The following is a 23,072-nucleotide window of genomic DNA, read 5'->3' as shown; positions in this document are numbered from 1 at the left end:
CGTGCGCGGGCAGGCCGCCCGGCGCTCGCTAGGCTGCGAGAGTGGATCATCCGGACGGGGTGGGGCGAAGCGGTGGTGGGGCGGGCGAGGGGCGCCGGTTCGCGCCCGGCGAGGTGGTCGTCCGGCGCGAGATCCTGCGCGACGAGGTGTGGTTCGGCTGCCCGACGATCTGCGTCGAGGATTCGCCGGACCTGCTCGTGCTCTACCTGCCCCCGGGCGCGGAGTTCGGCTTCCCCGAGACCGGCCGGTTCCCGTGCGGGCGGCACCCGTGGCAGGTCGCCGGGCATCGGGCGTGGAGCGGGCACGGCAAGCTGATGCTGCACCGCCCGGGCGAGGCGCACTCCGTCGATGTCTTCTGGACCGGGCCGGAGCGGGCCTTCGCCGGGTGGTACTTCAACCTCCAGGAGCCGTTGCGGCGTACGCCGATCGGGGTGGACACCCTCGACCACGAGCTGGACCTCTGGTGGGGAGCCGACGACGACCGCTACGCCTGGAAGGACGTGGAGATGTTCGCCCAGCGCCTGGAAGAGGGGCGCTACCCGGGGATGGCCGACGCGATCCGGGCCGAGGGCGACCGGATCGCCGCCCTGCTGGACGCGGGGCAGCGCTGGTGGGACGAGGCGTGGTCGGCCTGGCGGCCGGACCTGGCCTGGCCGGTGCCGGCCCTGCCACCCGGCTGGGACACCGTCCCGCCGGCCCGCTGACCGCCGGGAAGCCTGACCGCAGGGACGGTGCCCGGCACGCCGGGGGCGTGCCGGGCGGCCTGTCGTTCAGCCCAGCGTCTCGCGCGACCGCCACGCCGCCCGGACCGAGGTGCGACCGTTGGTACGCAGCAGCGAGCCCTCGTACACGCGGGCTCCGGCGACCACGAACGCGGCGGCGGCGACCAGCAGCAGGGCCAGCGACACCAGCGGCTCCCAGCCGGCCGCGTCCCCGTTGAACAGCCGCAACGGCATCGCCGTCGGCGCGGAGAACGGCACGTAGGACAGCACCTTCATGGCCGTCGCGTTGTCGCTGAGGAAGCTCACCGCGAAGAACGGCAGCATGACCGCGAGCTGCACGGGCGTCGACACGGCGCTGATGTCCTCCTGGCGGTTGACCAGTGCCCCGGCCGCCGCCCACATGGCGGCGAGCAGCACGAAGCCGAGCAGGAAGAACGGCAGGAACCAGCCGATCGCCGGGGCCAGCAGTGAGAGCAGCTCGCCGTTGTCGCCGAACTGCACACCGACCACGGCGACGAGGGCGATCAGGGCGATCTGCCCGAAGGCCAACGCCGTGCCGGCGATGATCTTGCCGGCCAGCAACGCCCGTACCGGCACTGCGGCCACCAGGATCTCCACGATCCGGGTCTGCTTCTCCTCGACGATGCTCTGCGCGATCTGCAGGCCGAAGATCTGCGAGGTGATGAAGAAGATGAACGCGAAGACGAACGGCACCAGGAAGGCCAGCATCGGGTCCAGCGCGTCGGGATCCAGCAGCCGCAGCGTGGGCTGCGTGCTCAGTGCCGTCACCACGTCGTCGGGGGCCTCGTCCATGGCCAGCACCACCGGCCCGGAGACCACCGCCGCGTCGACGTCGCCGTCGCGTACGGCCTGCTCGGCGGCGCGGTCGTCGGGGACCGTACGCACCTCCAGCCCCGCCGCACGCAGCGGGCCGGCCGCCGCCTCGGTGACCGCCACACTGGACGGCCCGCCGGAGAGCATCGGCGGGAGGATGGTCGCGGCGGCGGCGATCAGCAGGAAGAACAGGGTGCTGAAGAGGAAGGTCCGGTCGCGCAGCGTGACCCGGATCTGCCGGGCGGCGACGAGTCGGGTGGCCTGGACGGTGTTCACTGGGCGACCTCTCGGAAGATCTCGGTGAGAGACGGGCTGACCGGGCGGAACGCGCGGACCGGGCCGCGGGCCAGCGCCGCGTGCAGCACCGGCTGCTCGTCCGTGCCGGGTGCGAGGTCGAACACGGCGCGGGCACCGTCCAGGTCGACCAGGGTCACCCCGGGCTGGTCCCGCAGCCAGCCGGCGTCGGTCTGCACCACCAACTCGTAGCGGGGCACGGTGTACGTCGCGCGCAGTTCCTCCCGGCTGCCGGCGGCGCGGATCACGCCGCCGCTGATGATCACCAAGTCGTCGCAGAGTCGTTCGACGACGTCCAACTGGTGGCTGGAGAAGAGCACCGGCACGCCGGTGGCGGCCCGCTCCCGCAGGACCGCCACGACCGTGTCCACGGCCAGCGGGTCGAGCCCGGAGAACGGCTCGTCGAGCACCAGTACCTCGGGGTCGTGCACCAGGGCGGCGGCGATCTGCGCGCGCTGCTGGTTGCCCAGTGACAGCGTCTCCAGCAGGTCGTCGCCGCGCTCGGCGAGCCCGACCCGCTCCAGCAGCGCATCCGTGTTGCGTCGCGCGGCGGCGGCGGTCATCCCGTGCAGCCGGCCCAGGTAGGACACCTGCTCCCGGACGCTCATCTTCGGGTAGAGACCGCGCTCCTCCGGCATGTAGCCGAAGCGCTGGCGGGCCTGGGGGGTCAGCGGCGCCCCCTGCCAGGTGACCTGGCCGGCGTCCGGGGCGAGCACCCCGAGGATGATTCGCATGGTGGTGGTCTTGCCGGCGCCGTTGCCGCCCACGAAGCCGGTCATCCGGCCGGCCACCACGTCGAAGGACACGTTCTGGAGCACCTGACGGTTGCCGAAGCTGCGGTCGACACCGTCGAGGCGGAGCACATTGGTCACGGCGTCCACGCTAGATCGTCGGCTGAGGCCCGCCGTCCGTCCCGAGACCGAGCGTGCCGTCCGCCTCCCGGCGGAGGACGGTCAGCCGCCGGGCCGTACCACCCCGTGCTCGTACGCGAAGACCACCGCCTGCACCCGGTCGCGCAGGCCCAGCTTGGCGAGCACCCGGCTGACGTGCGTCTTCACCGTCGCCTCGCCCAGGTGCAGCTCGCGGGCGATCTCGGCGTTGCTGGCGCCGCCGGAGACCAGGACCAGGACCTCCCGCTCGCGGGGGGTGAGTTCCCGCAGTGCCGCCTCGGGGGCCGTCCTCGGGCCGCCCGGCACGACGGGCTCACCAGGGCGGGCGAAGGTGGCGATCACCCGCCGGGTGAGTTCCGGGGCGAGCAGGCCGTCGCCTCGGGCGAGCACCCGGATGGCCTCGATCAGGGCCTCCGGAGTGCCGTTCTTGAGCAGGAAGCCGCTGGCCCCGGCGCGCAGCGCGGCGAACAGGTAGTCGTCCCGGTCGAACGTGGTGAGGATCAGCACGGCCGGCCCGCCCGGCCCGTCCTGCTCGGCGGTGATCTGCCGGGTCGCCTCCAGCCCGTCCATCCCGGGCATCTCCACGTCCATCAGCACCACGTCCGGTTGAGTGGCCCGGGTCATGGTGACGGCGCGCGCGCCGTCCGCCGCCTCGCCAACGACCTCGATGTCGTCCTCCACCTCCAGGATGACCCGGAAGCCGGTGCGGACGAGATGCTGGTCGTCGGCGAGCAGCACCCGGACGGGGCGGTCCGTCCCGGGCACCTCGTGATCGGCCCTCATGCCGGCCGCACCGGCAGTGGCAGCGGGAACCGGGCCCGTACCCGCCAGCCGCCGCCGGCACGCGGGCCGACCTCCAGCGCGCCGCCGTGGGTGGCGACCCGCTCGCGCATCCCGACCAGGCCGAGCCCGTCGGCGTTCGCCGGGCGGGTGGCCCGTCCGTCATCGGTCACGTCGACCTCCACCTCGTGCGCCAGATAGCGGATCCGCACGTCGAGCGCGGTCGCTCCGGCGGCGTGCTTGAGTGCGTTCGTCACGGCCTCCTGGGCCACCCGGTAGGCGGCCTGGGAGACCGACTCCGGCAGTGGCGCCGGATCCCCGTACACCCCCAGGGTGGCCCGCAGTCCGGCCTCCCGGGCCCGGTCGACCACGGCCGTGACCTGGTCGATCCCGGCTGGTCCCGGCTGCTCCGCGCGGTCCGGGTGGCCGTCGCGGGCGCGCAGCAGGCCGAGCATCCGGCGCAGTTCGTCGACGGCCGTGCGGGCCGTCTCCTCGATCGCGCTCAGCGCCGTGCGGGCCTTGACCGGGTCCTTGTCGAACACCCGGCGGGCGGCGGACGCCTGCACCCCCATCACCGACACGTGGTGGGCGACCACGTCGTGCAGTTCCCGGGCGATGCGGACCCGCTCGCCCACCACCGCGTGCTCGCGGATCTCGGCCTGCGAGCGGCGCACCTCCTCGGCCTGCGCCTGCACCTCGTGCTGGCGTCGGGCGGCCAGCCACGCCGTCTCCCCGAAGAAGTACGCGAAACCGAAGAAAAGGCCGTTGACCAGTACCCCGTTCACCATCGCCGCGACCACCGGGGGCACCGGTCCGACCGCACCGGCGAACGCGTCCGCCGGGATGCTGTCGATGCTGACCGCGTAGTACGCCCCCAGCCAGACGAACATGGTGGCGATGACGCCGACGCGCAGCCGCCGGGCCAGCCGGCGGTCGGGGCCCCACGCGCCGAGCGAGTAGAGGGCCGCGAACAGCGCCCACGAGGCGAGCTGTATCTCCGGGGCGGAGCGTGCCTGGGCGGCGATGAACCCGACCGAGATGATCACGGTGACGGCGGCGGGGAACCGGCGCCGCCAGATCAGCGGCAGCGTCAGCGCGACGGTCCAGAAGACCTGCTCCGGCCCGGACGGCGGCGGCCCCAGCAGGAACGCCCCGGTGCTGCGGGCCAGGGTGAGGCTGACCAGCGACAGGAGGGTCGCCGCCAGCCCGACGTAGACGTCGAACCGCCGCTGCTCCGGGGTGGGCCCCGGCCGCCGCCAGTCGTCGTCCGTCACGGTGTTCACCCTGGTGAGGATCTCATCCCGGGGGTCGGCGCCGGTCAGGAGCCCGGCCCGGACGGCCCGGTCCCGCCCGGCGGCGGGTTGGGGCACCGGGCGTGGTCGCACGTACCCGGTCGCGCAGTTGGTCCACCCGTCCCCGGGCGGCGGCCGACCCGGCCGGGCGGGTCCAGCCGCCGAAACCTCAGGGGGACGGGACCCGGGTGCGTGTCCATGTCGCCTCCTCCGTCGCGCCTGCTCACACTCTGCTGCGTGACCGACTACCGTCGGAAGGCGTCGACGGGCCACCGGCCGGTGGTGCCGGCCGGGGCGTCCCCGGTGGCGGGCGTCGGCGGCGACCGGCCGGGCTGTGGTGGAGGTGTGATGGGCGACGGGCGGCTGTCCACGCTGGAGTTCCTCGGCGGCGAGCTAAGCCGGTCGAGGCGGGACCGGGGGCTTAGCCAGGACGAGCTGGCCCAGCGGATCAGCTACTCGTCGTCGCTGGTCGGCATGGTGGAGATCGGGCGCCGCACCCCGTCGCAGGACTTCGTCGGCCGGGTCGACGCCGCGCTGGAGTCCGGCGGCTTCTTCGAGCGGCTGCTGACCCTCGTCCGGGCGGACGCCGCGCCGCCCTGGCTCAGGGAGTGGATTTCGGTGGAGGCGGAGGCGACGCTGGTCCGCTGGTTCGAGCCGTCCCTGATCCCCGGCCTGCTCCAGACCGAGGCGTACGCCCGGGCGGTGCTCGCGGGCGGCGGCATGCTGCGGGAGGCCGAGGTCGAGCAGCGGGTCACCTCCCGGCTGGCCCGCCAGGCGGTGTTGACCCGGGAGGCCCCGCCGGAGGTCGTCTTCGTCGTGGACGAGTCGGTGCTGCGCCGGCAGATCGGCGACCGGAAGGTGATGGCCGAGCAGTTCGCCCACCTGCTCGCGGTCACCGAGTCGCGGCACGTCGACCTGCACGTGGTGCCCGCCGACGCCGGCATGCACGCCGGGCTGGCCGGCGCGTTCATCCTGGCCCGCACCCCGGAGGGCGGCGAGGTGGCGCACGTGGACACCCCGCTGCGCGCGCACGTCAGCGACCGCTCGGAGGACGTTGATAGCCTTCAACGCAGGTGGGAGAACCTGCGGGGCGAGGCGCTGCCCCGCCGGGCGTCCCGGGAGCTCGTCGCGGAGGTGGCGGAGTCATGGAATTGACCGGCGCGGTCTGGCGGAAGTCCACTCGCAGCGACAACGGCGGGTCCACCTGCGTAGAGGTGGCGACGAACCTGGCCGGCGTGGTGGGCGTACGCGACAGCAAGGACCGTGAGGGAGCGGTGCTGGCCTTCGGCCCCACGGCCTGGACCGACTTCCTGGCCGCGGCCACCACCGGCGCGCTGCGCCCCGGCGACTGACGACCCCGGCCGGGTGGCCTGTGACACTGACCCGGCGAATCGGTGCTGTCCTGTGACGCTCGGTTCGCGTCCCATGTCACGCGACACCACCATGGCCACGAACCGTTCACTCATACGCCGACGGTCCGGCACGCCACTGGCGTGCCGGACCGTCGGCTGTTCGGTCAGGCGCTGTTGCGGCGCTTCTTGACGACGCTCTCGACGATGTCCCAGAGGGTCACCAGCGCGGTGCCGACGACCACGACGGTCGCGATGGTGTTCAGGTTCTCGCCCTCGCCGAGCCACTCGAAGCGGGCCACGAAGTCGGGGTTGAGCAGCCGGTCGGTCGACATCAGCCAGACCACCGGCACCGCGAACGCCAGGTCGAGCGCCGCGTTCAACGCGACCAGCGGCCAGGTCCAGCGCCCGGTCCGGTACTTGGCGATCTCCAGGCCGATCGTGGCCACCAGGACCGCGATCAGGAACGGCAGCCAGAAGCTCCACAGCGCCGGGTCGAGGATCGGCAGGTTGCCGTCACCGTCGGTGGGGACGAACGACCGGAAGTGCTGCATCGGCAGGTAGGCGATGAAGAGCGCCAGGAAGACGATCGAGGCGGCGACGTCGGTCAGGGTGATCTGCCGGTGGACCGGGCCCTCCGGAAGCTGGTCGACGCTCCACCTGGGCAGGCCCAGGGGAGTGTTGGTGCGCTCCAGGATCGCGAAGACCAGGGTGACCCAGAAGGCGATCTGAATCGCCACCTGGATGGCGGTGGCTATGCCCTCACCGATCCCCTCGCCGACGGTGCCACCGTCGGCCGCCTCGACCAGGCCGACCAGCACGCCGACCGTCGCCGGCACGAAGCTGAGCAGCAGCTTCAGCAGCCGCTCCCAGGCCAGGTAGTAGGTCGGGCCGATGAGCTGCAACCGGCGGTCGGCGTAGCGGGCGGCGAGCTGCCCCGGGTCGCCCAGCTCGGTGAGCACCTCCCGCTCGGCGGCGGTGGCGTCCTGGCCACCGGCTGTGCGGCCCTCGACCATGTCCTCGATCGAGGCGCGCAGCTCGGTGGCGATCCCCTCGCGGCGCGCGACCGGCACCGAGCGCAGGGTCGCGGCGAGGTATCGGTCGGTCAGGGTGGTCATCGGTCGGCTCCTTCGATCAGCCCGGTCAGGGAGGTCTGCACTGCGGCCAGGTCGGTGAGGAGTCGGCTCAGCACCGACTCGCCCTCCTCGCCGGTCCGGTAGAACTTGCGCGGCCGGCTCTCCTCGGTGTTCCACTCGCTGGTCAGCAGTCCCTGCTCCTCCAGCCGCCGCAGCAGCGGGTAGAGCGTGTTGGCGTCCACCGGAAAACCGTGGTCGGCGAGGCGTTGCAGCAACGCGTAACCGTAGTCGGGGCGGCGTAGCGCGACGAGGCTCGCCACCACCACGGTGCCCCGACGCAACTCCTGGAGGTGCGTTCGCAGGATCTCATCGCTCACCATGCGTCACACCATACTGTGTGGCACACACTATCGTCCAGTGCTACATCATCGTGTGCGCCAACATCAGTGTGTTCAGGCGAACCGGACGGCGGCGAACCCGCGAGGGGTCCGCCGCCGTCGGTGCCGGGCGTCGCTCAGCAGGAGGTGCCCTGCCGGAAGTGGCGCTCGACGAAGGCCGCCGGCCCGACCTGGAGGTAACCGACCCCCGGCCGGATCGGGTGGCCGGTGAACAGTTCCACCCGGGAACCGATGCGCACCAGATACGCCGAGGCGTCACCCGCGTCGTTGCGGATCATCGAGCCCCGTGGGCCGTAGATCTCCTCCAGGGCGGCGAAGGACATGCCCACCCCCGCACCGGCGGGAGTGCGGGGCGGCGCGGTGGCGGTGCCCACCTCCACCAGCCGTCCGTCGCGGAAGACCAGCAGGACCTTGCCCGCCCAGGCCCCGGTGACGCCGGCCCGGACCACGCCGTCGCAGTCGGGGGCCACCCAGTCGACGAGCCCGGCCGCCGACAGGCGGGCCAGGCCGGCCCCGATCCGGAACGGTCCGGCGCCCCGGACGCTGATGAGCCGAGCCTCGTCCCGATCGGCGGTGTCGCCCGCCGCCGCGCCGGGGTTGCCGCCGGAGCGGCCGGTCAGGTGCCCGCCGGCGACGCCCGACCGGGGTGCGGCGGCGGCCGGGGCCGCCACGGTGATCGGCATGAGCCCGGCCGTGACCAGCAGGGCGGTGACGACGGTGTACGAGAGACGGTGCACGGGATCTCCTCCTCGTGAAGTGCGGATGTCCTTGTCCTCTTGGTCGCCCCGCCGGCGGGATCGGTTCGTCGGGTTCCCGACCGACGGGATTTTTCGGCCGCACCGGTCGCGGTGCCGGGGCTGCCGCCGAGCCGGCGCACTGTCTACTGTCGAGGCGGAGGGGCGGCCGGCGGTGCCGGTGTCGGGGGTGGTGCGGTGAGCAGTCCGGAGCGGATCGGGCCCTACCTGATCGAGCGGCTGCTGGGCACGGGGGCGTTCGCGACGGTCTGGCTGGCCCACGACCCGGTGCTCGACTCCCCGGTGGCGATCAAGGTGCTGGCCGAGAACTGGCACCACGACCTGCGGGTACGGGAGCGTTTCCTCGACGAGGCCCGCCTGCTGCGCCGGCTCGACGACGAGCGGCTGGTCCGCGTCCACGCCGCCGGCGAACTGGCCGACGGTCGGCCCTACTCGGTCATGGCCTGGGCCGACGGCGGCAGCCTGCGCGACCGGCTGGCGGCCGGCCCGATGCCCGCGCCGGCGGCCCTGGACCTGCTGGCCGAGATCGCTGCCGGCGTCGCCGTCCTGCACCGCCACGGCGTGGTGCACCGCGACCTGACCCCGGGCAACGTCCTGTTCCGGTCCGGCCCGGACGGCGAGCGGGTGCTGATCGCCGACCTCGGGCTGGCCAAGGCCCTCGCCGCCGCCTCCGGTCTCACCGCCCGGGCCGGCACCCCCGGCTACATGGCCCCGGAACAGGACGACCCGCTCGCCGTCGTCGACACCCGCACCGACGTGTACGGCCTGGGCCGGCTCGGCCTCCGGCTCCTCGGCCCGGACGCGGAGCGCGTGGCGGGCGGCCAGCCGCCCCCGGACCAGCTTTCCCCGGACGGGGCGATCCGACTGCGCGAGGGCGTGCCGACGCAGGTGGCGGCCGTGCTGCGCCGGGCTATCGCTCCACGCCCGGCCGACCGCCACCCGGACGCCACGGCCTTCCGCACCGCCCTGCGGCACGCCACCACCGCGCCTGCCCGGCCCGACCCGGCCCGGTCCGCCGCCGGGTCGCCGTGCGCCCCCGCCGGACCTTCGCCGCGGGTGGGGGACCGGCCGGCGGGCCGGCGGCGGTTCGGGGCCGTGGGGCTGGGCGTCGCGGCGCTCGTCGCGGTCGGGGCCACGGCGGGCGACGCCGCGCCCGCCGGACGGGCCGCCGGCACGTGGACGAGCGGGCCGGTCACCGTCGCGTTGCCGCCCGGCTGGCGGGCCACCGGCACCGGCTGGGCCGGCCAGTACGGCGACGACGGACGACTCGAACCGGCTCTGGTGATGTCGCCGGACCCGCGCCGGTGGGCAGCGGACCCGACGGTGCCGGGTGCCTTCGTCGGACTGTCGGCGAGCATCGCCGCGCGGACCACCCCGGCGGGATTCGTCGCCGAGCGTCCACACTCGGCGTGCGCCGCCGCGCCGGTACGCCGTACCCGGCAGGGGGGCGTGGACTGGGTTGTGGCCCGGTTCACCTGCGACCAGGGCCGGCCGGAGGTCGTCGAGGTCGCCGGGCTCGCGCCCGGCCGGGTAGGCCTGATCTACGTGCAGGTGGTGCCGCCGGCGGGAGAGGGACCCGGCTTCGTCGACACGCTGCTCGCCGGGGTGCGGGTGCGGTGAGCCTCGCAGCTCACCGCACCACCACGGTGACCGGGTGCGTCGTGCCGCCCTGCGGGATCAGCACGTCCACGGTGCCGGGGCGGACGAACCGGATGTCCACCACCCCGGCCTCGTAGCTGCGGGAGACCAGGTCCTCGCGGTCCACGGTCACCTCGCCCGGGCCGATGCCGATGATCCGCAGCACCCCACCCGAGGCGAAGCAGAGAGAACGCAGCAGTGCCAGCTCGTTCTCGGCCAGCACCAGGTCGTAGCGCACCGCCCCGTAGCAGGTGCCGGGCGGTCCACTCGGTGACCGCGTCGCCGACGGCGTACGCCCGGCGCCGGTCGTCGGGAGCGGAGCCGGCGGGGAACGCCGGGCCGGCGGGACGACGGACGCCGGGCCGGGCGTGCCCGGCACGGACGGTGAGACAGACGGCGGGGACGCAGCCGGTGGCCCGGAGGAGTGACCCGTCGTCGCGGCCGGCGGCTGCACGGGCAACGGGGAGACCGGCGGGTCCTCGCCGCCGCAGGCAGCGACCGACCCGGCCAGGGTCGCGGCGAGCACCGCGACGGTGGCTACCCACCGGCCTGTCGTCGTCACTGTCGTCCCTCCCCGGACAGCCGGTGCCGCAACTGCCGGCGGGCCTCGTGGATCCGCGACTTGACGGTGCCCTCGGGCAGGCCGAGCAGAGCGGCGATCTCCCGGTAACCCAGCCCGAGGACGTCGCGCAGGGTCACCGCCTCGGCGAGTTCGGGGCGGACCGCGTCGAGCGCGTCGAGCAGGTCCAGCCGGGTGCCGGCGACCACGCTCGTCCGGCGCGGGTCCACCGGGTCCGGCAGCGGCACGCCGCCGGCCTCCACCCGCCAGCGCCGGCGCAGCACCCGGTACGTCGAGCGGGCCCGGTTGGCCGTCAGCCGGTACAGCCAGGTGTGGAACGACGACCGGCCCTCGAACCGGCCGATGCCCTGGGCCAGGGCGAGCAGCGCGTCCTGGCAGGCCTCCTCGGCGTCCTCCCGGTGCGGCAGCAGCCGGGCGCAGAGGCGCAGCACCTCCGGTCGGACCGCGACCAGCAGCGCGTCGAGCGCCGCGCGGTCGCCACGCGCCGCCGACTCGGCCAGTTTCTCGACCCCGTCCGGGAGGGGCATCAGGTCGTCCAATGCTCGCCGGATACCGTCCGTCCAGGCTACGGTCGCCGCCGCCGGACGGGCCGCCAGGAGTCCGGGAACCGACGGTCGAGGCCGTCGTCGGGGCGGCCAGAGAGATCCACAACACCCCGGCCCGCTCCGCCCCGCGCGGCGTCTGGAGCCGCCATTCGCGGCGGCGATAGGGTAGGCCGACCGACCTCGACCATCCCATGATCTGACCCGGGGGGCGCCACGCATGGGCGATTCGTTCGCGCATCTGCACGTGCACACGGAGTATTCGATGCTCGACGGCGCGGCCCGGCTGAAGGACCTCTTCGCCGAGGTCAAGCGGCAGGGCATGCCGGCGGTGGCGATGACCGACCACGGCAACATGCACGGTGCGAACGACTTCTACAAGCAGGCGATGGCGGCCGGCGTCACCCCGATCCTCGGCATCGAGGCGTACGTGGCGCCCGAGTCACGGTTCCACAAGAAGCGGGTGCGCTGGGGCCGGCCGGAACAGAAGAGCGACGACGTCTCCGGCAGCGGCGGCTACACCCACATGACCATCTGGGCGAAGAACAAGACCGGCCTGAAGAACCTCTTCGCGCTCACCAGCCGGTCGTACACCGAGGGCTTCTTCGTCAAGTGGCCGCGGATGGACGCGGAGCTGCTGGCCGCCAGCGCCGAGGGGTTGATGGCCACCACCGGTTGCCCCTCCGGCGAGGTGCAGACCCGGCTGCGCCTGGGCCAGTACGACGAGGCGCTCAAGGCCGCGGCGAGATACCAGGAGATCTTCGGCAAGGAGAACTACTTCCTGGAGATCATGGACCACGGCATCAGCATCGAGAGCCGGGTCCGCCAGGAGCTGCACGACATCTCGCGCAAGCTGGACATCCCGCCGGTGGTCACCAACGACTCGCACTACACCCACGAGTCCCAGGCCGAGGCGCACGACGTGCTGCTCTGCGTGCAGACGGCGGCGAACGTGGCCGACCCGAACCGGTTCAGGTTCGACGGCAGCGGCTACTACATCAAGTCCGCCGACGAGATGCGCACCATCGACAACTCCGACCTCTGGCTGGAGGGCTGCCGCAACACCCTGCTGGTGGCCGAGAAGGTCGACCCCGCCGGGATGTTCGAGTTCCACAACCTGATGCCGCGCTTCCCCGTCCCGGACGGGGAGACCGAGAACTCCTGGTTCCGCAAGGAGACCTTCGCCGGGCTGGCCCGCCGCTACCCCGGTGGCATCCCCGACGGGCACGTCACCCAGGCCGAGTACGAGCTGGGCGTCATTACCCAGATGGGTTTCCCGTCGTACTTCCTCGTGGTCGCCGATTTCATCCAGTGGGCGAAGAACCAGGGCATCTCGGTGGGGCCCGGCCGTGGCTCGGCCGCCGGCTCCCTGGTCGCGTACGCACTGGGCATCACCGACCTCGACCCGATCCAGCACGGCCTGATCTTCGAGCGGTTCCTCAACCCCGAGCGCGTCTCGATGCCGGATGTCGACATCGACTTCGACGAGCGTCGGCGCGGCGAGGTCATCAAGTACGTCACCGACAAGTGGGGCGAGGACAAGGTCGCCCAGATCGCCACCTTCGGCACGATCAAGGCGAAGGCCGCGATCAAGGACTCGGCCCGGGTGCTCGGCTACCCGTACGCGGTCGGTGACCGGATCACCAAGGCGATGCCCCCGGCCGTGATGGGCAAGGACATCCCCCTGGAGGGCATCTTCGACCCCAAGCACCCCCGCTACGCCGAGGCCGGCGAGCTCCGGGGCATGTACGAGGCCGAGTCGGACGTCAAGAAGGTCATCGACACCGCCCGGGGCATCGAGGGGCTGATCCGGCAGACCGGCGTGCACGCCGCCGGCGTGATCATGTCCGCCGAGCCGATCATCGACCACATCCCGCTGATGCGCCGGGACTCCGACGGGGTCATCATCACCCAGTTCGACTACCCGACGTGCGAGTCGCTCGGGCTGTTGAAGATGGACTTCCTCGGCCTGCGCAACCTGACCATCATCGACGACGCGGTGAAGAACATCGAGCTCAACCACGGTCGCAAGCTCGACCTGCTGGAGCTGCCGCTGGATGACAAGGTCGCCTACGAGCTGCTGGCCCGGGGCGACACCCTGGGCGTGTTCCAGCTCGACGGGGGGCCGCTGCGCTCCCTGCTGCGGATGATGAAGCCGGACAACTTCGAGGACATCTCCGCCGTCATCGCGCTGTACCGGCCCGGCCCGATGGGTGCCGACTCGCACACCAACTACGCGCTGCGCAAGAACGGGCTCCAGGAAGTCACCCCGATCCACCCGGAGCTGGAGGATCCGCTGCGGGAGATCCTCGCGCCGACCCATGGCCTGATCGTCTACCAGGAGCAGGTGCAGCGCGCCGCGCAGATCCTCGCCGGCTACAGCCTCGGGCAGGCCGACCTGCTGCGCCGGGCGATGGGCAAGAAGAAGAAGGAGATCCTCGACAAGGAGTTCATTCCGTTCCGGGACGGCTGCCGCGAGCGCGGCTACTCCGACGGGGCCATCCAGGCGGTGTGGGATGTGCTGGTCCCGTTCGCCGGGTACGCCTTCAACAAGGCGCACTCGGCGGCGTACGGCCTGGTGTCGTACTGGACCGCGTACCTGAAGGCGCACTACCCGGCCGAGTACATGGCGGCGCTGCTCACCTCCGTCGGCGACGACAAGGACAAGATGGCGCTCTACCTGGCGGAGTGTCGCCGGATGCGCATCCAGGTGCTGCCGCCGGACGTGAACACCTCCGCCGGGCCGTTCACCCCGGTCGGCAAGGAGATCCGGTTCGGCCTGGGCGCGGTACGCAACGTCGGCGCCAACGTGGTGGCGGCGATCATGCGCTGCCGGGAGGAGAAGGGCGACTACGCCGACTTCTACGACTTCCTGTCGAAGGTCGACGCGGTGGTCTGCAACAAGAAGACCATCGAATCGCTGATCAAGGCCGGAGCGTTCGACTCGCTCAAGCACTCCCGCAAGGCGTTGCTCGTGGTGCACGCGGAGGCGATCGACGCGTACGCCGACGTCAAGCGCAAGGAGGCCGTCGGCCAGTACGACCTCTTCGGCGCCGGCTTCGGCGACTCGGACGCCAACAGCACGACGGTGATGCCGGTGATCGGCGACGGGGAGTGGGACAAGCGCGACAAGCTCGCCTTCGAACGCGAGATGCTCGGCCTGTACGTCTCCGACCACCCGCTCTTCGGTCTGGAGCACGTCCTCGGCGCGGCGGCGGACTGCACCATCGCTTCCCTGTCCGAGGACGGCACCGTCCCGGACGGGGCCGTGGTCACCCTCGCCGGCATCCTCTCCGGGGTGCAGCGGCGGGTCACCAAGCAGGGCCGGGCCTGGGCGTCGGCCACCCTGGAGGACCTCGCCGGCGGCGTGGAGGCCCTCTTCTTCCCCAACACCTATGAGGTGATCGGGCAGTACATCGCCGAGGACGCCATCGTGGTGGTCAAGGGGCGGGTGGACCGGCGCGACGACACCCCTCGGATCATGGCGATGGACATGTCCATGCCGGACGTCAGCAGCAGCCCGGGGAGCAAGCCGATCACCCTGACCATCCCGGTGCACCGGTGCACCCCGCCGCTGGTGGAGTTGCTCAAGGAGACCCTGGTGCTGCACCCGGGCGACACCGAGGTGCACGTCAAGCTGCTCAACGGCGGCCGGACCACCACCCTGCGGCTGGGGCCGTTCAGGGTGGCGGCCACCACCGCGCTGATGGGCGACCTGAAGAGCGTCCTCGGCCCCGCCAACGTCAGCTGACGCCGCCACCCGCCGGCCGGGGTGTGTCGGTCTCCTTCCGGAGCCGCACGCCGTTCCGGCCGGCGAGGCGGGCCGGGGTCAGACCCGGGTCATGGCCGAGGGGTAGCCGCCCCCGCCGGGATAGACCCACTCGCCGGCGACCGTCGTGCCGTCGGCGCTGAACGTGCCCCGGTAGTACGCCGGGCTGCCCTTCGCGCCGCCCCAGATGGTCAGCGTGTCGCCGGTCAGTTCGTAGACGTAGTCGAGGGTGTTGCCGGTCGAGTCGTAGAACCGCGACATCACGTCCGCGCTCGCCGGCTCACCGAACGGGCGCAGGTTACCGATCACCTCCAGGCCGGTGACGGGCTGGCCGAACTGGGTGAGCGCGACGCGCTGGAGCAGGAAGAACCCGCCGTCCATCCATTCGTACGTCACGGTGCCCTCGGCGCCGCCGGTGACCGTCCAGGTGCCGACCAGGCGGTCCAGGGCCTTCAGTTCGACGCTCGGCTGATGGGTCTCAGACATCTCGTCCTCCTCGGTGGGTTGTTGCCGGTACCTCGGAGGCGGCCGGCGGGTCTCGACCCGTACCGGAGGTGACCCCGGTCACTGTCCGGTCGTGTCGAGATCCCGGGCCCGGCCACGAGGTAGCGGCAGGAACCCACCAAGGAGGAACCCATGGCCCCCCTCGCCGCCCCCACCGTCCGCCGCTCGCCCGACCATCTGCTGCTCGCCGGTGCCCTCGCCGGGCCGGTCTTCTTCGCCTCGGCCGCCGCCCAGATGCTGACCCGGGAGGGCTTCGACATCACCCGGCACCCGATCAGCCAGCTCGCCACCGGCAGCCTCGGCTGGATCCAGATCACGACGTTCGTGCTCGCCGGCCTCGGCGGGCTGGCGCTGGCCGCCGGGATCAGGCGCACCCTCACCGAGGGGGTCGGCCGGCGGGCGCTGCCGATCCTCGTCGGGATCTTCGGCGCCGGCCTGGTCGCCGCCGGTCTGTTCACCATGGATCCGGAGCACGGCTTCCCGGCCGGCACCCCCGACGGTCCGGCCGACCGGATGTCCTGGCACGGCGTCGCGCACTCGACCGCGGCGACCGTCGCCTTCACCGCGCTGGCCGTCGCCGCGATCGTGCTGGCCGTCCGGTGCGTGCGCCGCCGGGCCGTGCTGCCGGCCGTGCTGAGTGGCCTCGCCGCGCTCGTCCTGCTGCTGCCCATGTCGCCGGACCGGATGAGCATCCAGATCGCCGTGAACGGGCTGGTCGCCTTCACCTGGACGACCGTCCTCGCGCTGTCCCTGCGCCGCTCCGCCTGACCCCACGTACCGTCAGCCACTCCCGACCAGGAAGAGGACCCATGAAGTACCTGCTGCTCAGCTACACGCCGGCCGCCGCCTGGGACGCCGCGACCGCCGACGTCCCGTCCGAGGAGGCGATGGCGGCGTTCGCCGCGTACCAGGAGTTCGAGCGGGAGCTCACCGAGACCGGCGAGTACGTCGGCAGCGAGGGCCTCGGCCACCCGGTGGTCAGCGCCACCGTCCGCCCGACCCCGGGTGGCGTGGTCGCGACCGACGGACCGTTCGCCGAGCTCAAGGAGGTGCTGGCCAGTTTCGCCGTGATCGACGTGGCGAGCCGGGAACGGGCTGTCGAGATCGCCTCGCGGATCGTCGAGGTGCTGGGCGAGCCGATCGAGGTACGACCGATCATGGGCGAGGACTTCACGGCATGACCCACCCGCGCGAGCCCGCGCCCGGCGCGAGCGGACGTCCGGGAGAGGGTACGAGCGGGGGACCGGCATGACCGCGGACGTCGAGCACCTGCTGCGTACGGAGGCGCCGCAGGTGCTCGGGGCGTTGGTGCGGCGCTTCGGCCACTTCGACGTCGCCGAGGACGCCGTGCAGGAGGCGCTGCTCACCGCGAGCCGGGCGTGGCCGGTCGACGGCATGCCGGAGAACCCGCGCAGCTGGCTGATCCGGATCGGCTACCGGCGGATGGTCGACCTGCTCCGCTCCGACCAGGCCCGGCGCCGGCGCGAGCGGGAGGCCGGAGTGGCCGAGCTGGCCATGCGGGAGCCGGCCCGCCGGGCGTGCCCTCCGCCGGAGACCGACGACAGCCTCACCCTGCTGCTGCTCTGCTGCCATCCGGCGCTGAGTACCACCTCCCAGGTCGCGCTCACGCTGCGCGCGGTGGGCGGTCTGACGACCGCCGAGATCGCACACGCCCACGGGACGACCGAAGCCACGATGGGTACCCGGATCAGTCGCGCCAAACAGCAGTTGGCCCGCGCCGGCGCCCGCTTCACCCCGCCGACCGCCGCCGACCGACACACTCGGATGGTCGCCGTGACGCAGGTGCTCTACCTCGTGTTCAACGAGGGTTACACGGCCTCCGCCGGTGCCGAACTCGCCCGCGTGGACCTGACCCGTGAGGCGATCCGGCTGACCCGGATGCTCCGCGATTCCCTGCCGGACGACGCCGAGGTGACCGGACTGCTCGCGCTGATGCTGCTCACCGAGTCGCGGCGGGCCGCCCGTACCGGCCACGACGAGGAACTGGTGCCGCTGGACGAGCAGGACCGGACGCGGTGGAATCCCGACCTGATCCGCGAGGGCACCGCGCTGATCGACAGCGTCTGGAACCGGCGCGAGGTGGGCCCGTACCAGTTGCAGGCGGCAGTCGCGGCCGTACACGCCGCCGCCGCGTCGCCGGAGAGCACCGACTGGCCACAGATCGCGGCACTGTACCTGTGGCTCGAACGGCTGAACCCCACCGCGCCGGTCCGGCTGAGTCGGGTGGTCGCGGTGGCCCGGGCGTACGGCCCGGTCCGGGGACTGGCCCTGCTCGACGACCTCAACCGGCGCTTCCGACTGGATCGGGAACCGCTGACCCGGCAGCGGGAACGCGCGGTGCGCGCCCACCTGCGCGAGATGACCGGCGACGCGGCCGACGCGGCGACCCTGTACCGCGAGGCGGCCATCCTGACGGACAACCAGGTCGAGCGGCGGTACCTACTACACCGCGCCGACCGCCTCGACTGACACCTGCCCCGTCGACGGGGCAGCTCGACAGCGTCCCACCGGACCAACAACCCGGTCGGGCGGACCTGCGGCGAATGTGGCACGACCGTGCCCGCCGGGGAGGCGCACCGCACGCACCTACGGGCGTCGGGGCCGTGAGCGCGGAATTGGCCGTCCCGGTGCGCGGCCCGGCTGACTAGCCTCGGCGGCATGGAGATCGCACAGGCGCAGAAGTTGTGGCAGCCGCAGCCGGGTTGGCTGAACACCGCCAGTTTCGGGCTGCCGCCCCAGCCGGCGTGGGACGCGGTGCAGGAGGCGTTGGCCGACTGGCGGGCGGGGAGTACGTCGTGGGAGGGCTGGGGCCAGGCCACCGAGCGGTCCCGGGCCGCCTTCGCCGGTCTGGTCGGGGTGCCGGTCGCCGACATCGCGGTCGGCAGCACGGTGTCCCAGTTGCTGGCCCCGGTCGCCGCCGCCCTGCCCGCCGGCGCGACCGTCGTGGTGCCGGAGGTCGAGTTCACCTCCAACCTCTTCCCGTGGCTGGTGCAGGCCGAGCGGGGCGTCCGGGTGCGCACCGTGCCGTTGGCCGGGCTGGTCGACGCGATTGACGCCGACACCGACCTGGTCGCGTTCAGCCTGGTGCAGTCGGCCGACGGCGCGATCGCCGCGTACGACGAGATCGTCGCGGCGGCCCGGGCGCACGGCGCGCTCGTCGCCGTCGACGCCACCCAGGCATGCGGCTGGCTGCCGTTCGAGGCGGGCCTCGCCGACGTGGTCGTGGTCGGGGCGTACAAGTGGCTGATGGCTCCGCGCGGCTCGGCATTCGCCTATCTCGCGCCCGCGCTGCGCGAGCGGCTGCGTCCCGATGCCGCCGGCTGGTACGCGGGCGACGACCCGCACGCCTCCTACTACGGCCCGCCACTGCGCCTGGCCGACGACGCCCGCCGGTTCGACATCTCGCCGGCCTGGTTCAGCTGGGTCGGCACGGCCCCCGCCCTGGAACTGGTCGCCGAGATCGGCGTGCCGGCCGTGCAGGCGCACGACGTCGCGCTGGCCAACCGGTTCCTAGCCGGGCTGGGCCGGCCGCCGGGGGACAGCGCGATCGTCACCGTGGAGGTGCCCGGCGCGGCGGAGCGGCTGGAGCGGGCCGGCGTCCGGGCGGCGGTCCGCGCCGGCCGGATCCGGGCGTCCTTCCACGTCTACTCGACCGAGGATGACGTCGACCTCGCCCTGGACGCGCTCACCGGCTGAATCGGGGCGCGTCCGGGGCGGGGTCAGCGCCGGTCGGCCGTCACTTGGCGCCGGTGATGATCCCGGGGTTGATACAGAGGCCGGGGTTGCTGCCGTTGCGCTCGGCGATCTCCAGGCACCGCGACACCTTGTCGACCTTCGCGTTCGTCTCGGTGATCTGCTTCTGGATGGCGGCGTTCTTCCGGTCCTGCTCCAGGTTGCGGGTCTGGGCGAGCTTGTCCTGGAAGGCCTTGATGTTGCCCTCGGTCTTGTCGTCGTGGTTGACCCGGGTGATCGTGACCGACAGGATGTCGACGTCGTTGGAGAGCCGCGTCTCCGCGCTGGCCTTGATGCTCTCCGCGAAGGGCTTCAGGTCCACGTTCAGGCTGCCGGTGCTCGAGTCGATCTTCTCCAGCGGGTTGTACGTGGCGAAGGCGTCGTTGACGGCGCTGTCGAGCTGGACGCCCACCCGCTGACCCCGGAAGCTGTCGAAGTCGCCCTTGTAGTCCATGAACTGCTTCGGCGCGTTCTCCGGCTTCACCTGCCACTCGACGAGCACCTCGACGCAGGCGTCGGCGAGCGTGCCGGTGCGGACCCGGACGCAGTGGTCGCCGCCGATGTGGTCGTACTTCTGCCGGCCCGCGTCCCACTCGCCGACCTTCTGCCAGGGGGCGACCCACTTCAGGCCGGAGCCGGTGACCTTGCCCGTCGGCTTGCCGAAGCTGGTGACGATCCCGACCGAGCGGATCGGCACGGAGTGGGCGCTGGAGCCGACGACGAACACCGCCGTGCCGACGAGGCAGCCGAGCGCCGCCAGCGTGGCGGCCCGCTTCGTAGACCTGTTCGGAGCGGCGACCGCGAGCAGGCCGGAGATCGCCAGCGCGACGGCAAAGATGATCGCAACAGTGAAGCCGAAGGGCATTTCGCTCGGCACCTTTCGAGGGGAGTGGGCCATCACCCTAGGGGCGCCCGTCAAGGCGAGGCGCAGGCGGGGCGGGGTGCGCGGCCCCTGACGACGCGCTGTACGCCGCAGTTGCCGCCTGCTCCCGCCGCTGTCGGTGCCGGCTTTCCGCCACCAGCGCCGGGAGCACCTCGCCCGGGTATGCCGACGGCCGGCACCCTGTGTCGGGGCGCCGGCCGCTGGTGTGGATGTGCCGCTGGCCGGCACCTGAGTTCGGTGCCGGCCAGCGGTCCCCCTTGCGTGGAAGGTCTGTGTTGGGTTGTCAGCTGTTCCAGTGCTTGGCGACCAGGTCGGCGGCCTGCTGCTCCCACTGCGCGTAGTGGTCGGGGTACGCCGACACCTGCACGGTCTGGGCGGCCTTGGTCAGCGGCATGTCCTGCCAGCCGTCGACCTGCTTCAGGCCCTTCAGGAACGCCGTCGTGGAGTACTCGGGGTCGGTGATCTGCTCGACCGTGCCCCAACCACTCGACGGGCGCTGCTGGAACAGACCCTGCGAGTCGTGGTCGTTGCGGTCACCCAGATGACCCAGGTTCTCCAGCTTCGACTCCTGCAACGCCGTCGCGATCGACACCACGGCGGCCCGCTCGTCCATGCCGGCCTTCTTCGTGGCCGCGATGATCGCCTTCGTGCTGGCGACCTGCTCGTCCGACAGGTCGATACGCGACTGCGCACCCTGCACACCGTGCGGGATCAGCTTGGCCTTGTCCACGGCCGGCTTGTCGGCCTGCACCGCCATGGCAGCGACGGGCGTGGTGTCCACGGTCGGGGTGTGGGTGTCGGTCAGCGGGCCAGCAGCCACACCACCGGCGAACGCGAGACCGGCGATACCAAGAACGCTGTTACGGATGATCGAGTTCATGAGGATGCTCCATTCGGGGGTTGGCACCCGCACACCCGAGGGGGACCGGGTACACGCGCGGATGCAAGCACCGTCCGGCGCTCAACAAACTGGGGGATCTCCGGCGTCTCGGCCGAAGGAAAGATCAGGCCGACCCGGGTGGGCCGGAAAGCCAGGCTCTTGGCGGGGGATGCCCGCACGTCGGCCGGGACCATGTGTAACGACCGGCGGCCCGCCATCATTCCGGGCCTCGCGCACCAGCCTGTCGGCGTGGCCTTGCTCGGTCGTACGCATGGTGTAACGACTCCGGGCCGGCCACGATTCCGCCCCCACGATGCCCCCGGTCACACCCCGAAACCGGACACCCGCCCCATCCGCGACCCGATGCCACCTGCTGGGCGAAACCCCCGACGGACAGCCGTGACGAACCGACGCGGCAACCGTGAAGAGGGGCGCGAGTGACCGCTGTCACATAAGATACGGATCGGTTCCGTATCGATAATCGCCCGCCTACGCTGACACCTGCATTACGAGTCTGACCCGTCTCGAAACGGGACCCGGGGGGAGCACGCGAAGATGTCACCGCACGAGAACACCGGACACCCGAGGAGGTGGGCGATTCTCGGGGTGCTGGTGATCAGCCTCCTCGTGGTCGTCCTGGACAACACGATCCTCAACGTCGCGCTGCGGACGCTCGCCGACCCGGTGCACGGCCTCGGCGCGAGCCAGGGCGAGCTGGAGTGGTCGATCAACTCCTACACGCTGGTCTTCGCCGGCCTGCTGTTCACCTTCGGGGTGCTCGGCGACCGCGCCGGGCGCAGGCGCTTCCTGCTGATCGGCCTGGTGCTCTTCGGCCTGGCGTCGCTGCTGTCGGCGTACGCGCAGAGCCCCGCGCAACTGATCGCGGCCCGCGCCCTGATGGGCATCGGCGGCGCGGCCATCATGCCGGTCACGCTCTCGATCATCTCCAACGTGTTCGACCCCCGCGAGCGGGGCCGAGCGATCGGGGTCTGGGCCAGCGCGGTCGGCCTAGCCGTGGCCATCGGCCCGATCCTCGGCGGCGCGCTGCTGGAGCACTACTGGTGGGGCTCGGTCTTCCTGATCAACGTGCCGGTGGTGGCGCTCGGCGTGGTGCTGGTGGCGCTGCTGGTCCCCGAGTCGCGGGACCCGGATCCGGGCCGGGTCGACGTCGTCGGCGTGCTGCTGTCGGTGGTCGGGCTCGTCGCGTTGACGTACGGCATCATCGACGGCGGCGAGCACGGCTTCGGCCGCCCGCTGGTCTGGACCGCGATCCTCGGCGGCCTGGCGGTGCTGGCCTGGTTCGTCGCGTACGAGCGGCGCACCGACCACCCGTCGCTGGACGTACGGCTGTTCCGGGTGCCCCGCTTCGCCGCTCCGGTGGCCATCGTCGGGCTGATCTTCTTCGCCGCGATGGGCGTGATGTTCTTCAGCTCGTTCTACCTGCAACTGGTGCGCGGCTTCAGCCCGCTGGAGACCGGCCTGCTCTACCTGCCCCTCGCCGTCGCCCAGCTCATCTTCGCCCCGAGCAGCGCGGCGATGGTCCGCCGGTACGGGGGCAGGGCCGTCGCGACGGTCGGGCTGGCGCTGACCGTGGTCGCGCTCGGCGCGTTCGCCTTCGTCGACGCGACCACCCCGATCTGGGTGGTGCTGGTCGTCTTCTTCCTCCAAGGCGCCGGGATGGCCAACATCATGCCCCCGGCCACGGAGTCCATCATGTCCGCGCTGCCCCGGGAGAAGGCCGGCGTCGGCTCGGCGGTCAGCAACACGGTCCGGCAGGTGGCCGGCGCGCTCGGCGTGGCGGTGCTCGGGTCGGTGCTCTCCGCGATCTACCGCGCCGACGTCGACCCCGCCCTGCGGGACCTGCCCGCCGGGGCGCGGGAGGCGGCCGGTGAGTCCATCTCCGGCGCGTACGCCGCGGCGGGTCAGCTCGGGCCGGCGGCGCCGCAGCTGATCGCGGTCGCCGACGACGCCTTCCTGGCCGCGATGCACTGGGCGGCGGGCCTCGCCGCCGCCATCGCCGCGCTCGGCATCCTCGTGGTGCTGCGCTGGATGCCCGGCCGTCCCGCCACACCGGCGGGAGCGCCGGCGGCGGTGGAGGAACCCGAGTTGGCCGGGACCGCCTAGCTTCGGGAA

The 23,072-nt window shown here is 72.4% G+C and carries 22 protein-coding genes; 10 read left to right on the top strand and 12 right to left on the bottom strand.

Features of this window, described 5'->3' with window-relative positions; all coding sequences use genetic code 11:
- Positions 1-41: 41 nt before the first annotated feature.
- On the top strand, positions 42-704 hold the full coding sequence (locus GA0070608_RS30355; protein WP_245716027.1) for a ribonuclease FAU-1 family protein: 663 nt from the start codon (positions 42-44) through the stop codon (positions 702-704).
- A 66-nt stretch (positions 705-770) separates the two neighbouring features.
- Here GA0070608_RS30355 and GA0070608_RS30350 read toward each other — a convergent pair whose 3' ends face one another.
- From GA0070608_RS30350 to GA0070608_RS30335, 4 genes are all read right to left on the bottom strand, one after another.
- Positions 771-1,832, bottom strand: a complete 1,062-nt coding sequence (locus GA0070608_RS30350) for an ABC transporter permease (protein ID WP_091633209.1) — start codon at positions 1,830-1,832, stop codon at positions 771-773.
- Entirely contained in the window at positions 1,829-2,722 is an 894-nt protein-coding gene (locus GA0070608_RS30345) for an ABC transporter ATP-binding protein (RefSeq protein WP_091636555.1), read from the bottom strand. The genes GA0070608_RS30350 and GA0070608_RS30345 overlap by 4 nt, the downstream gene beginning before the upstream one ends.
- 81 nt (positions 2,723-2,803) lie before the next feature.
- Entirely contained in the window at positions 2,804-3,523 is a 720-nt protein-coding gene (locus GA0070608_RS30340; RefSeq protein ID WP_091633205.1) for a response regulator, read from the bottom strand.
- Positions 3,520-4,803 carry a sensor histidine kinase gene (locus GA0070608_RS30335; protein ID WP_091636551.1) on the bottom strand — a complete coding sequence of 428 codons (1,284 nt, stop codon included), beginning with the start codon at positions 4,801-4,803 and terminating at the stop codon, positions 3,520-3,522. Before GA0070608_RS30335 ends, GA0070608_RS30340 begins: the two co-directional genes overlap by 4 nt.
- Positions 4,804-5,049: 246 nt before the next feature.
- Between GA0070608_RS30335 and GA0070608_RS30330 the strand changes: the two genes are divergently transcribed.
- Together GA0070608_RS30330 and GA0070608_RS30325 are read left to right on the top strand one after the other, a co-directional pair.
- The gene (locus tag GA0070608_RS30330) at positions 5,050-5,967 is read left to right on the top strand and encodes a helix-turn-helix domain-containing protein (protein ID WP_245716026.1); all 918 of its coding nucleotides are present in this window, start codon (positions 5,050-5,052) and stop codon (positions 5,965-5,967) included.
- A complete protein-coding gene (locus GA0070608_RS30325) occupies positions 5,958-6,164 on the top strand; it encodes a DUF397 domain-containing protein (protein ID WP_091633201.1) in 207 nt (68 codons plus the stop codon). Before GA0070608_RS30330 ends, GA0070608_RS30325 begins: the two co-directional genes overlap by 10 nt.
- A 164-nt stretch (positions 6,165-6,328) precedes the next feature.
- Here GA0070608_RS30325 and GA0070608_RS30320 read toward each other — a convergent pair whose 3' ends face one another.
- From GA0070608_RS30320 to GA0070608_RS30310, 3 genes are all read right to left on the bottom strand, one after another.
- Positions 6,329-7,279, bottom strand: coding sequence for a permease prefix domain 1-containing protein (locus tag GA0070608_RS30320; protein WP_091633198.1), 951 nt, complete (start codon positions 7,277-7,279; stop codon positions 6,329-6,331).
- Positions 7,276-7,617 carry a PadR family transcriptional regulator gene (locus tag GA0070608_RS30315; RefSeq protein WP_091633194.1) on the bottom strand — a complete coding sequence of 114 codons (342 nt, stop codon included), beginning with the start codon at positions 7,615-7,617 and terminating at the stop codon, positions 7,276-7,278. Before GA0070608_RS30315 ends, GA0070608_RS30320 begins: the two co-directional genes overlap by 4 nt.
- Before the next feature lie 134 nt (positions 7,618-7,751).
- The gene (locus tag GA0070608_RS30310; protein ID WP_091633191.1) at positions 7,752-8,372 is read right to left on the bottom strand and encodes a hypothetical protein; all 621 of its coding nucleotides are present in this window, start codon (positions 8,370-8,372) and stop codon (positions 7,752-7,754) included.
- Between the two features lie 195 nt (positions 8,373-8,567).
- Between GA0070608_RS30310 and GA0070608_RS30305 the strand changes: the two genes are divergently transcribed.
- A complete protein-coding gene (locus tag GA0070608_RS30305) occupies positions 8,568-10,010 on the top strand; it encodes a serine/threonine-protein kinase (protein ID WP_091633188.1) in 1,443 nt (480 codons plus the stop codon).
- Positions 10,011-10,020: 10 nt separating this feature from the next.
- Here the strand turns inward: GA0070608_RS30305 and GA0070608_RS30300 are convergent, their stop codons facing one another.
- Positions 10,021-10,590 carry a hypothetical protein gene (locus GA0070608_RS30300; RefSeq protein ID WP_091633185.1) on the bottom strand — a complete coding sequence of 190 codons (570 nt, stop codon included), beginning with the start codon at positions 10,588-10,590 and terminating at the stop codon, positions 10,021-10,023.
- The gene (locus GA0070608_RS30295; protein ID WP_091636542.1) at positions 10,587-11,135 is read right to left on the bottom strand and encodes an RNA polymerase sigma factor; all 549 of its coding nucleotides are present in this window, start codon (positions 11,133-11,135) and stop codon (positions 10,587-10,589) included. Before GA0070608_RS30295 ends, GA0070608_RS30300 begins: the two co-directional genes overlap by 4 nt.
- Before the next feature lie 235 nt (positions 11,136-11,370).
- Between GA0070608_RS30295 and dnaE the strand changes: the two genes are divergently transcribed.
- Entirely contained in the window at positions 11,371-14,901 is a 3,531-nt protein-coding gene (dnaE, locus tag GA0070608_RS30290; protein ID WP_091633181.1) for a DNA polymerase III subunit alpha, read from the top strand.
- A 78-nt stretch (positions 14,902-14,979) separates the two neighbouring features.
- Here the strand turns inward: dnaE and GA0070608_RS30285 are convergent, their stop codons facing one another.
- Positions 14,980-15,405 carry a hypothetical protein gene (locus GA0070608_RS30285; protein ID WP_091633177.1) on the bottom strand — a complete coding sequence of 142 codons (426 nt, stop codon included), beginning with the start codon at positions 15,403-15,405 and terminating at the stop codon, positions 14,980-14,982.
- A gap of 150 nt (positions 15,406-15,555) precedes the next feature.
- Here GA0070608_RS30285 and GA0070608_RS30280 point away from each other — a divergent pair, with 150 nt between their 5' ends.
- The 4 genes from GA0070608_RS30280 to GA0070608_RS30265 all read left to right on the top strand — a co-directional run bounded on the left by GA0070608_RS30280 (position 15,556) and on the right by GA0070608_RS30265 (position 19,140).
- Positions 15,556-16,191: a DUF998 domain-containing protein gene (locus GA0070608_RS30280; RefSeq protein WP_091633172.1), complete on the top strand. Its 636-nt coding sequence runs from the start codon at positions 15,556-15,558 to the stop codon at positions 16,189-16,191.
- Between the two features lie 41 nt (positions 16,192-16,232).
- Entirely contained in the window at positions 16,233-16,604 is a 372-nt protein-coding gene (locus tag GA0070608_RS30275; protein WP_091633169.1) for a YciI family protein, read from the top strand.
- 67 nt (positions 16,605-16,671) lie between these two features.
- Complete coding sequence (locus GA0070608_RS30270) at positions 16,672-17,913, top strand: RNA polymerase sigma factor (protein ID WP_091633166.1); 1,242 nt, start codon at positions 16,672-16,674, stop codon at positions 17,911-17,913.
- 189 nt (positions 17,914-18,102) lie between these two features.
- Positions 18,103-19,140, top strand: coding sequence for an aminotransferase class V-fold PLP-dependent enzyme (locus GA0070608_RS30265; protein ID WP_091633161.1), 1,038 nt, complete (start codon positions 18,103-18,105; stop codon positions 19,138-19,140).
- A gap of 40 nt (positions 19,141-19,180) precedes the next feature.
- On the opposite strand, the gene GA0070608_RS30260 is transcribed toward GA0070608_RS30265, so the two are convergent.
- Both GA0070608_RS30260 and GA0070608_RS30255 read right to left on the bottom strand, forming a co-directional pair.
- Positions 19,181-20,041, bottom strand: coding sequence for an SPFH domain-containing protein (locus GA0070608_RS30260; protein ID WP_091633156.1), 861 nt, complete (start codon positions 20,039-20,041; stop codon positions 19,181-19,183).
- Between the two features lie 301 nt (positions 20,042-20,342).
- Complete coding sequence (locus tag GA0070608_RS30255) at positions 20,343-20,939, bottom strand: hypothetical protein (RefSeq protein ID WP_091633153.1); 597 nt, start codon at positions 20,937-20,939, stop codon at positions 20,343-20,345.
- A gap of 555 nt (positions 20,940-21,494) precedes the next feature.
- Here GA0070608_RS30255 and GA0070608_RS30250 point away from each other — a divergent pair.
- The gene (locus tag GA0070608_RS30250) at positions 21,495-23,063 is read left to right on the top strand and encodes an MFS transporter (protein WP_091633149.1); all 1,569 of its coding nucleotides are present in this window, start codon (positions 21,495-21,497) and stop codon (positions 23,061-23,063) included.
- The last annotated feature ends 9 nt before the right edge of the window (positions 23,064-23,072 follow it).

The organism is Micromonospora peucetia (assembly GCF_900091625.1).
GTDB lineage: Bacteria > Actinomycetota > Actinomycetes > Mycobacteriales > Micromonosporaceae > Micromonospora > Micromonospora peucetia.
The sequence above is the reverse complement of the archived record's forward strand: the minus strand, read 5'-3'. Positions and strand labels throughout refer to the sequence as shown.

Bases quoted from the DNA above. Each gene is read 5' to 3' on its own strand.
- GA0070608_RS30275 (WP_091633169.1), top strand. From the start codon at position 16,233: ATGAAGTACCTGCTGCTCAGCTACACGCCGGCCGCCGCCTGGGACGCC.
- GA0070608_RS30320 (WP_091633198.1), bottom strand. From the start codon at position 7,279: ATGACCACCCTGACCGACCGATACCTCGCCGCGACCCTGCGCTCGGTG.
- GA0070608_RS30340 (WP_091633205.1), bottom strand. From the start codon at position 3,523: ATGAGGGCCGATCACGAGGTGCCCGGGACGGACCGCCCCGTCCGGGTG.
- GA0070608_RS30265 (WP_091633161.1), top strand. From the start codon at position 18,103: ATGGAGATCGCACAGGCGCAGAAGTTGTGGCAGCCGCAGCCGGGTTGG.
- GA0070608_RS30250 (WP_091633149.1), top strand. From the start codon at position 21,495: ATGTCACCGCACGAGAACACCGGACACCCGAGGAGGTGGGCGATTCTC.
- GA0070608_RS30260 (WP_091633156.1), bottom strand. From the start codon at position 20,041: ATGCCCTTCGGCTTCACTGTTGCGATCATCTTTGCCGTCGCGCTGGCG.
- GA0070608_RS30280 (WP_091633172.1), top strand. From the start codon at position 15,556: ATGGCCCCCCTCGCCGCCCCCACCGTCCGCCGCTCGCCCGACCATCTG.
- GA0070608_RS30270 (WP_091633166.1), top strand. From the start codon at position 16,672: ATGACCGCGGACGTCGAGCACCTGCTGCGTACGGAGGCGCCGCAGGTG.
- GA0070608_RS30285 (WP_091633177.1), bottom strand. From the start codon at position 15,405: ATGTCTGAGACCCATCAGCCGAGCGTCGAACTGAAGGCCCTGGACCGC.
- GA0070608_RS30315 (WP_091633194.1), bottom strand. From the start codon at position 7,617: ATGGTGAGCGATGAGATCCTGCGAACGCACCTCCAGGAGTTGCGTCGG.
- dnaE (WP_091633181.1), top strand. From the start codon at position 11,371: ATGGGCGATTCGTTCGCGCATCTGCACGTGCACACGGAGTATTCGATG.
- GA0070608_RS30295 (WP_091636542.1), bottom strand. From the start codon at position 11,135: ATGCCCCTCCCGGACGGGGTCGAGAAACTGGCCGAGTCGGCGGCGCGT.
- GA0070608_RS30325 (WP_091633201.1), top strand. From the start codon at position 5,958: ATGGAATTGACCGGCGCGGTCTGGCGGAAGTCCACTCGCAGCGACAAC.
- GA0070608_RS30255 (WP_091633153.1), bottom strand. From the start codon at position 20,939: ATGAACTCGATCATCCGTAACAGCGTTCTTGGTATCGCCGGTCTCGCG.